The 8,959-nt window shown below is 70.3% G+C and carries 7 protein-coding genes; 2 read left to right on the top strand and 5 right to left on the bottom strand.

Annotated elements, in window-relative coordinates:
* Positions 1-54 precede the first annotated feature (54 nt).
* The 5 genes from ACFYSH_RS30880 to ACFYSH_RS30860 form a co-directional block, all read right to left on the bottom strand.
* Complete coding sequence (locus ACFYSH_RS30880; RefSeq protein ID WP_388756796.1) at positions 55-1,530, bottom strand: NUDIX domain-containing protein; 1,476 nt, start codon at positions 1,528-1,530, stop codon at positions 55-57.
* A gap of 81 nt (positions 1,531-1,611) precedes the next feature.
* On the bottom strand, positions 1,612-3,477 hold the full coding sequence (locus ACFYSH_RS30875; RefSeq protein ID WP_388756857.1) for an ABC transporter ATP-binding protein: 1,866 nt from the start codon (positions 3,475-3,477) through the stop codon (positions 1,612-1,614).
* Between the two features lie 541 nt (positions 3,478-4,018).
* Positions 4,019-5,155 (bottom strand): hypothetical protein, encoded by a 1,137-nt coding sequence (locus ACFYSH_RS30870; RefSeq protein WP_388756794.1) that lies wholly within the window; start codon positions 5,153-5,155, stop codon positions 4,019-4,021.
* Positions 5,156-5,207: 52 nt separating this feature from the next.
* On the bottom strand, positions 5,208-6,080 hold the full coding sequence (locus ACFYSH_RS30865; RefSeq protein ID WP_388756791.1) for a TauD/TfdA dioxygenase family protein: 873 nt from the start codon (positions 6,078-6,080) through the stop codon (positions 5,208-5,210).
* A 26-nt stretch (positions 6,081-6,106) separates the two neighbouring features.
* The gene (locus tag ACFYSH_RS30860; RefSeq protein ID WP_388756788.1) at positions 6,107-6,985 is read right to left on the bottom strand and encodes an amino acid--tRNA ligase-related protein; all 879 of its coding nucleotides are present in this window, start codon (positions 6,983-6,985) and stop codon (positions 6,107-6,109) included.
* A gap of 503 nt (positions 6,986-7,488) precedes the next feature.
* On the opposite strand from ACFYSH_RS30860, the gene ACFYSH_RS30855 reads away from it, so the two are divergent.
* Positions 7,489-7,734 carry a hypothetical protein gene (locus ACFYSH_RS30855; protein WP_388756785.1) on the top strand — a complete coding sequence of 82 codons (246 nt, stop codon included), beginning with the start codon at positions 7,489-7,491 and terminating at the stop codon, positions 7,732-7,734.
* Positions 7,735-7,868: 134 nt separating this feature from the next.
* Entirely contained in the window at positions 7,869-8,912 is a 1,044-nt protein-coding gene (locus tag ACFYSH_RS30850; protein WP_388756782.1) for a fatty acid desaturase, read from the top strand.
* Positions 8,913-8,959 lie beyond the last annotated feature (47 nt).

The following is an 8,959-nucleotide window of genomic DNA, read 5'->3' as shown; positions in this document are numbered from 1 at the left end:
GAGGAAGTGTTCAGGCCAGGAAGCGCTGGTGGCCGGGGGGAGCGTCACAGGTCCTCACCAGCCCGTCTGGGTGTACGGGCGGCCCGCGCCGATGCCTTCGATCGCCAGGCGGGTGTACGGCACGACCTTCGCCGGAAGATCCTGCGGGCTGAACCACCGCCACGCCACGCACCGGTCGGGCTCCAGGAGTTGCGGGGTACCGGACCAGACCCGGGCCTGGAAGACGAGCGCGATCCGTGCCCGCGCCGTCGGCGAGTCGACGTGGTGAACCACATGCACGAGCTCGACGTCACCAGGATCGACGATCAGCCCGGCCTCCTCCTGAGCTTCGCGCACCAGGCAGCTGATGGCGGCTTCCCTCTCGCAGTGACCTGCCAAAAAGTGCCATTCGTCCGGTGCGAAGGCCGAGTCGGGATGGCGCAGTCCGAGGAGGATCCGGCCCTGATCGTCCTGGAGGTGGAGGTGGACGCCGACGATGTGGAGCTCGGTCCCCTCGGGTGCCTCGTCGTGCAGAGGGCGGAGACGGTCCGGCGGACTGCCGGCCGGGGGATGCTCGGCCGCGTGGCGGCGGATTAGGTCGCCGAGGCCGGGACTCAGCGGCAGTCGGTCCAGCATGTCGGGGGTGAACCACTGCAGGAGGACGCCCTCTCGCAGGTCCGCCGTGTCGGGGTGTCCGCTCCAGCGGGCCGTGTAGACCTTGATCGGCACCGCGAGGCCGTCGACGCTCGTCGCCTCCTCGACTGCGTAGGGCGTCAGGCCCACAGGTTCAAGGCCGGGGGCCTCCTCGGCAAGCTCCCGCCGCAAGGTCCCCTCCAGGCACCGGTCACCCCTCTCCCGCCCGCCGCCCAGAAGAGCGAAGACCCCGGGCGCCCAGATGCCATCCCGCAGATCCCTGAGATGAAGCAGGTAGCTTCCGAAGCCGTCGTGGACCAACGCCGACGCATTGACGGGCTCCGGTCGCCCGTCGAGCCCCTCGACCTGGGCGTCCAGCAGTTTGGCCCGCAGCGTCGGGGACCTGACGTCGGCGAACGCAAGCCACTGGGCACCCGAGACCTCTTCGTCCTGGAGCCGGAGCGGCGGCAGCTGCTCGGTGCTGACGTAGAAGGCGAAGCGGAAGTCGAAGTGCTCATGTCTGGACTCGCCTTTTGCGGGATTGGCGTCGATCCCGTGAACGTCGATATCGACCGGTGCGCCCAGGAACTGCGGGGTCAGACACAGGTCACCGGGCTGGATGCCCGTTTCCTCGGACACCTCCCGAAGAGCCGCAGCCAGCAGGCTCCGGTCCGTCTCGGCATGACCGCCCGGGGTGAGCAGCAGCCCCGTGATCTTGTGAACGATGTGCAGTACGCGCCGGTCTCGGTCGATGACGACCGCACTGCAGGTGACGTGGCCGGGAAGAGTTGCCCGGCTGGACGGGTCGTCCGGCCCGTCCAGGATGGCGAACAGGCCGGCCAGGGACTCTCGCTCGTGCGGGTGCCGGGTCAGATAGCTGTCGAGGGTCGCGCGGATGTGGGAGCGGGTGATCGACACGTCAACACCTCGGAGAAGCAGGGAAGGACTGGTGGGCGGGGCAGCCGGGGCCGTGAGCCCGGGCGGAGCGTGCGGGATTCTTCACGCGCGGGTACCGTGCCTCTCGCCGTCCGGCTCCGAGGTGACCTGGTAGGACAGCAACTGCTGGAACAGGCCGCCTTCTTGCGCGGCGAGATCCTTGTAGGTGCCCTCCTGCACGACCCTGCCCTCGTCGAGAACCACGATCCGGTCGGCCACCGCGACGTTGGTGATGCGATGCGTGACCAGGAGGACCACCCGGTCCCGGGCCAGGTCCCGCAGCCGCTGGAAGATCCTGTACTCGGCGCGGGGGTCGAGGTTCGCGGTCGGCTCGTCGAGGACCAGGAGACCGGCCTCGCGGAAGAAGGCCCGCGCGAGTGCGATGCGCTGCCACTGGCCGCCGCTCAGCTCCTCCCCGTTCAGCCACTCGCGGGCGAGCAGTGTGTCCAGGCCGGCGCCGAGCTTGTCGACGACCTCGTCCGCGTCGGCGGCCTCGCACGCTTCACGCACCGCCGCGTCACCGCGGGCCGTGGGCTGCCCCTGGGTCACGTTCTCGCGGACCGTCAGCGGCCAGTGCGCGTAGTCCTGTGGCACCAGGGCCACCTGCTGCCACAGCGCCTGCGGGTCGGCGTCATCGGTGGCGACGCCGTCCCACAGCACCTGTCCGCCACTCGGCAGGTACAGGCCGCTGACCAGCTTCGACAGCGTCGATTTCCCCGATCCGTTGAAGCCGACCAGTGCGGTGACCTCGCCCCGGCGCAGTGTGAGCGAGACGTCGGACAGCGCGTTGTGGTCCTTCCCGGCGTAGCGGTGCGAGACCTGCCTGATCTCGATCTCGGCCGGTGGCGCCGGCCGGTGCTCGCCGCGGCGCATGGTGTAGCCGCCGGCCAGGTCGAGGAACCGTGTCCAGTCGTCCATGTAGAGGCCGGTACGCACGGCACGGGCTCCGACGGCGACTAGCCCGCGTACCGACTGGCCCACCGTCTGCAGAGCGAACACGGCCGTGCCGGCGTGGCCGACGCTGATGCGGCCGGTGGCCAGCAGCCACACCACCGCAGCCCACACGACAGCCGATCCGAGGCCGCCGCACAGGGCGCCGACCAGCGACATGCGGGCGCCCTTGTCGGCCGCTGTCCGGTCCTCGCGGTTGATCCGGGCGACCGTCTGCCGGTAGCGGCCGGAGAGGAAGCCGGCCATGGTGCCGGCGCGGATCTGGTCGGCGGCCTCGCGGGTGAAGATGTGCCACCGCAGCACCGACAGCATGCGGTTGTCGCCGTTGCTGCGCAGGTTCGCCAGGTAGCGGACCCGGGCGGCGCTGACCTGGGCGAGGGCCTGCGGCAGGCTGGCGGCGACCAGGAGGGGGAGGAGTACCCAGCTCACCCCGGCCAGGACGACGGCTCCGGCGAGGAAGGAGGCGGCCGAGGCGATCAGGTCCTGGCCCTCGTCAATGAGCTCGCCGGTGACCTGGGCTCCGCGGTCGGCGGCTTCGCGGTCGCGGTTGAAGTCGGGGTCGTCGTAGGCGGAGAGCTCCACCTCGGCGCAGCCGGTGAGCAGCATCTGCTCGGCTTCCCGCGACATGAGGGGGCTCAGCCGGGAGGAGAGCCAGCTGACGGTGATTCCCAACAGTGCCCGGACTCCGGTGGCGGTGGCCAGCAGGGCTACGGACGGCCATGCCTGCAGGAGCCGGTGGTAGACGTCCCCGCTGGTCAGCAGAGCGGTAAGGGTGCCGCTGATCGCGATGAGGCCCAGGGCCTGCATGACGCCGGCGACCGTCTGGCACAGCAGAAGGCCGGTGGTGGCCCGTCGGTCGACGCGCCAGGCGAGTGCCAGCGAGCGCCGGACCAGCTGCGGCAGGCGCCGGGCCATGTCGCGCATCCGGATGGAGCGGCCGGCCGCTTCACGGCTGCCGGTCAGGTCCACGTACCGCATCTCCGGGACGGGGGAGTTCTGCTCCGAGCCCGCGGTCGGCGCCATTTCCGGCACCTTGGTCGGCGGGGCGGGCGGAAGGGGGGTGGGGCGCGGCCCCGGGACGGTCTCGGCGGTTTCATCGGCCGACTCACTCATGCCGCCCACCTCGTATCCAGACGTGCTGAGGAGCGGGTGTCGTCAACACGGCGCACCGTCGCGGAGGCGGGCCGTCGTTCGATTCCGGAGGGCTGATGCACGGGGGCGGGGGCGGGATTCATGATGTCCTCCATCTGGGCGGGGAAGTGGCACTGGTGCTCTAAGAACGCGTCGGATCGGGCTCCGTCACGGCTCATTTCGTGAACACACGTTCTGATCGGGGTGTTGGGGCGGGCAGGGTGCGGCGGCGGGCCTTGAAATCTGTTCGACGCGGTCGAGTCACCCCTTCGGGGGATTGCCGTGCCGGCCGGGGCTGCGGTGTGGGGCATGGCTGACCGGGCCGTGGCGAGGTGGAGGCACGGCCTGGGCGGAGAGCGGTCAGGTCAGGTGGGAGGTCGGTCGCGGATCATGCTGCGACGACCGTGAACGGCACGGGGGGAAAGCGGCGGCCGTTGACCTGGATCGCGACGGTGTGCGGGCTGGGAGTGATCTTCGTGGTGGCGGTCGACCGCAGCTTGTGCGGCTTGGACAGGTGGAGCGGCCGGCCGGGCCGGACGGTGTTGCGGGTGAGGAAGTAGACCTTCTCGCGCGGCTTGCCGGTGGGCGTGGTGGAGGAGATCACGTACATGACGTCTACCGGGACGGCCACGGTGGCGGTGAGGGCGGCGGAGAAGCTGAGCACGTCGCCGTCGGCCAGCTCGGTGCGTTCCAAGACGAGAGGTGTCAGCTCCAGCGGTGCGTCATGCGGGTAGCCGAGGAAGGCGTAGGCGTCCGGCGAGCCCTTCTTGAGTCTGCTCCGCAGGGCTGTTCGGGCGATGAAGGCGAAGTGCTGGTCGGAGGCGCTGTGTTGGTCCTTCCACCGCCTGAGGGTGGCCAGGACGAGTTCGGGTTGCGTGCCGGCGAGGTCGTGGAGGTGGTTGGCGACGGAGGTGCGGACGTAGGTGCTGGAGTCGGCGTAGAGCCGGTCGAGCACGGGGAGCGCCGCATCGGCGGGCAGGGAGATGCGGGGGGCGCAGGGCAGGAGGGGGCGGGTGGCTTCGCTCGCGAGCCGGCGGGTCCGGTGGTCCTCGTCGCGGGACCAGGCGTCGACGGCCTTCATCGTCTCGTCGGGAAAGTCGTTGAGGAAGTCCCGCACGGCGACCTCTGCCGAGAAGTACCGGGTGAAGCGCGCGAGGGCGTCGAGGGCTTGGTCCAGGTACCCGCCGGTGCGCAGGTAGCGGGCGACGAAGTCGGAGTGCGGGGAGTAGGTGTGCCATCCGAAGTCGTTCGTGATGCCGGCGGCTTCGGGCGTCGGCGGCAGCGAGCGCAGCAGGACGTCGAGGGCTTCGGTGCCCGTGACCGGAAGGTGGGAGTGCAGTGCCTGACTGGTCCGAGTGATCCGGTCCTTCAGCTCCAGTCCGGGCAGATCGGACATCACGTCCTGCACGAACGCGCCGGCGTCGAAGTCTGGGCACACGCCGTGGACTTGGTGCCCGATCTGGGTGATGCGCTCGAGGTTGAGGGCGGTTTCCTTCAGGGGCACCTTCACGGCCTTCGACGTCATGGGCAAACACTAGGGCTGGCGACCGGCGCAGACAGCGTGTTCTCGCCGCCGGTCATCCCTCGGAGCCACGGGAATCCGCATGCTGTCGAACGGCAGCGCGATACAGCAGGCGGGGATGGCGGGAGCTGTCGCACGGGGATGCGGTGTGGAGGGTGGCGAGGTTGTCCCACACGACGAGGTCGCCCTGACTCCAGCGGTGGCTGTAGAGGTACGGCGCGCTGGTCGTGTGCTCCAGCAGATCGTCGACAAGGGCGCGGCTGTCCTGATCGGACAGACCGGTGACGCAGCGGATCACCATGGAACCGAGCAGCAGTGAACGGGCTCCGGTGACCGGATGGGTCAGGACGAGCGGGTGCTCGACCTCCGGGTGGCCGGCGAGGCTCCCGGCCGCGGCCGACGACTGCCCGCCGCTGGCCTGGCTCTGCAACGCGCCGAGCTGCTCGATGGAGTGCACCGCGCGCATCTCCTCGATCCGCTGCCGTGCCGCCGGGGGAAGGGCGGCGTAGGCGCGGGTCGCGTCGGCGAAGCGGGTCTCGCCGCCCTCCTCGGGGGTGATGACCGAGTACAGCAGCGTCGCGGCCGTCAGCTGTGGCTTGAAGCTGTTGTCGGCGTGCCATTCCTCCTCGTCGTCCCCGTCGTAGATGCCGACGTGTTCGCCGTCCTCGACGATGTTGCTGATGACGGTCAGCCCGGGAAAGCCGCCGACGGCGTAGCGGCGGTCGATGTTCGTGTCCACCGTTCCGAAGCAGGCGGCGACGGTCAGGAGATCGACGTGGGTCAGGTGCTGGCGGGGCACGACCAGCAGCCGGTGCTGGTGCAGGGCTCGCGCCAGCTGGGGCGCGAGGTCGTCGGCTTCGGTCGCGAGGTCGCAGTCGAGTACGGCGCCGAAGCCGCTGTCGTCGAGCGGGCGCAGCGACAAGGACATCGCGGCTCCTTTCGGAAGGGTGGAGGTCAGAACTGGGCCGACTGCTGGAAGACGCTGATGTCCTTGATCCCGGAGGCGGCCATGCACAGCCGCTCGATGCCGATGCCGAGCCCGACGCTGTGGGCCGGCGCACGCCCGGCGTCGATCGCCTTCCACGCCAGGGCCTGCTCGTCGTCGTACAGGTCCACCGCACGGGCCCGCTCGACGAACGCTTCCCGGTCGGGTTCGTCCTCGTAGCCGTGCACGACTTCGAGGCCGTCGATCAGGACCTCGAACCGGTTGAGGACCGCGGTCGTGCCCGGTGTCAGTCGGGCACACGGCTCGTCCCCCCCAACCGGGTACTCGGTCAGGAAGAGTGCGGCCCCAGTGCTCTGGGTCTCCAGTTCGCGCTCCACGAACCGGCCGAGCACCGTCTTGAACGGCATCTCGGCACTCATGTCCAGGTGGGCGGCCATCTGAGCGGGCAGGTCGCCCAGCGGATCGCGGCGCAGGTCGATGCCGAAGACGTCACGAATGTGGCCGGCGACAGATACCCGCTCGGGGGTGTAGCGGATGTGCGGGACGACCAGCCGCTCGGCCAGCGCGAACAGGAACTCGAAATTCTCGTCGGCGGCGTAGAGGTCCAGCATTTGGAACTCGGGCGCGTGCAACTCGTCCGGCTTCTCGGGCCGGAAGCACTGACCGATCTCGAAGACCCGCCGGTGGTGCTCCATGTTCACACGCAGCGCCGGCCCGATCATCGCCCGCAGAAACCGGCCCCCGTCGAGATCGACCGGAACGCGACGCCCCGGGCCGAGGTCGGCTCGGCGCACCGTAGGGGTGACCACCTCGACGAACGTCTCTGAGCGCAGCGTGTCACGCAGGCTGAACAGCAGGTCGGACTTCATCACAACGGGGTTGAGCACGTGTGCTCCTCAAGGCCTGTGTTTTCGACGGCAGATGGAGGGAAGCCGGTCGCCACGGCGCCCTCGTGCACGGCTCCTCGGCGGGCCCACAAGCTAGCCGCGGCGACGCGCGCAGCAGAAGCCCTTCCGCCGGCATCGCAGCGCCCTGCGGCCCCGATCCGCCGTTGTTCCAGGACCAGACATCAGCGTTTCCGCAGCTCAGGTGGTGTGGGTGCGCAACGGTCACGCAACGGTCCCGTGCAACCGCCGCAACGCCCACAGCCGTTGCGGCTGCCTCCGGCGCAGCCCTAGCGTGACTGGCCAAGCGCCCAGCGCGACCACGTACCGCAACGCTCATCCACGGATGCAGCGGACGTGCTCCGGCGCGACCTTCCACCGCCGGGCGCCCGCGCCCACGACGTCCGAGCCGACGGTTCAGCACTCACCCGACCGCGGCCCGGCAGCTCCATCGCCCGATCACACGGACTCGCGGGGTCACCCGCGACCGAAGAGGGAGAACCTCCATGACCGCTACCGCCGCAATGACCCCGGACATCGGCCTGAAGGCCGGGATGCGCCCGGACGCCACCGACCTGAAGTTCGGTATGCGTCCCGACGCGGGCGCCCTCAAGCTCGGGATGCGCCCCGACGCCACCGGCCTCAAGAGCGGCATGCGCCCGGACGCCCCGGAGCTGAAGCTCGGGATGCGCCCCGACGCCCCCGGCCTCAAGGCTGGCATGCGCCCGGACAGCGCCCTCTCCGCCGCCTGATCCGCGGCTGAACCACCCTTCCGTCGTCCTCCGGCGCGCCCGCCAACCGTGCGCACGGCAGTGCGCTGCCCAGCCGCGGGCGCGCCGGAGCACGGCACCTCCCCACCCCGCACCACACCCGACTGGAGGACCTGATGGGCAGCCCCGCCGCCAGCAGGACCCGCAACGGCACCGGAGCCTCCGGCCCGGTGCGCAAGGGCCTCGGCCAGCAGCTCATCACCGATCTGGAAAAGCTGTGCGGACGCCCGACCATCGGCCTGTGGGACATCGCCTGGGACATCATCGCGATCGCCGCAGCAGCGATCACCGGCCACACCATCGGCCACGTCGTCGGCCCGCTCCTCGCCATTTGCTACATCGGTTTCCGTCAGCGCCACCTGTCCAACCTCGGACACGAGTGCGTGCACTCCAAACTCATGGTCACCCGACGCGGAAACCGGATCATCGGATACCTGCTGACCGGACTGCTGGGTGAGGGCTTCGCGCCGTACCGCAGCAGCCACTACGTGCACCACGCCAAGCTCGGCTCCGACGACGATCCGATGTTCCAGTCCTACCGCGCGGGCAACATCCGTGCCGCCGGCCGGGCGCCCAGCCGGAGCGCATTTGTCCTGCGGGTCATCGTGCGCAACGCCGTGTGGCGCCTGCCGAAGACCGCCGTGCTGACCCTGCTCACCCGCGCGCCGGGGGAGGCGTGGCGGGCCCTGGCCGCCCGTGCCCTGCTCTGGGCGGGCGTCGTCGCCGCACCGTGGCCCGTGGGCGGCGTGTCGTACCTCCTGCTCTACTGGCTGCTCCCCCTCGTCCTGGTGCGGCCCGTCGTCACCTGGATCACTGATCTGGGCAACCACGCCGGACTGATCGAGAACGACGACATCCTCCTGCAGACCCGCGGCTGGACCTCGCACTGGCTCACCCGGCACCTGCTCGGCGGCCACCTGGACGACATGTACCACCCCGTCCACCACTGGTGCCCGCAGATCCCCTGGCGGCGCCTGCCCGAGGCCCGCGCCCTCACCGCGCAGCACCTACCGCGCTTCGGTGAAGTTCCTTGGTGCTCCGGCTACTTCTTCCGCCGGCGCTCCACTCCCGACCAGCCGTGCGTGATCGAGGACATCATCGCCCGGCTCGCCGCCCCCGGCGCCGCCTGCACCCCGCACCGGCACGCCTCGGCCGCCTGACCTCGCCCCGAATCCGTCCACCGAACCCCGTACGGCACCGCCCCTCC

It is taken from the genome of Streptomyces sp. NPDC005791 (genome assembly GCF_042871485.1).
Lineage (GTDB): Bacteria > Actinomycetota > Actinomycetes > Streptomycetales > Streptomycetaceae > Streptomyces.
Note: the sequence above shows the minus strand (reverse complement) of the source record. Positions and strands in the feature narration are given on the sequence as shown.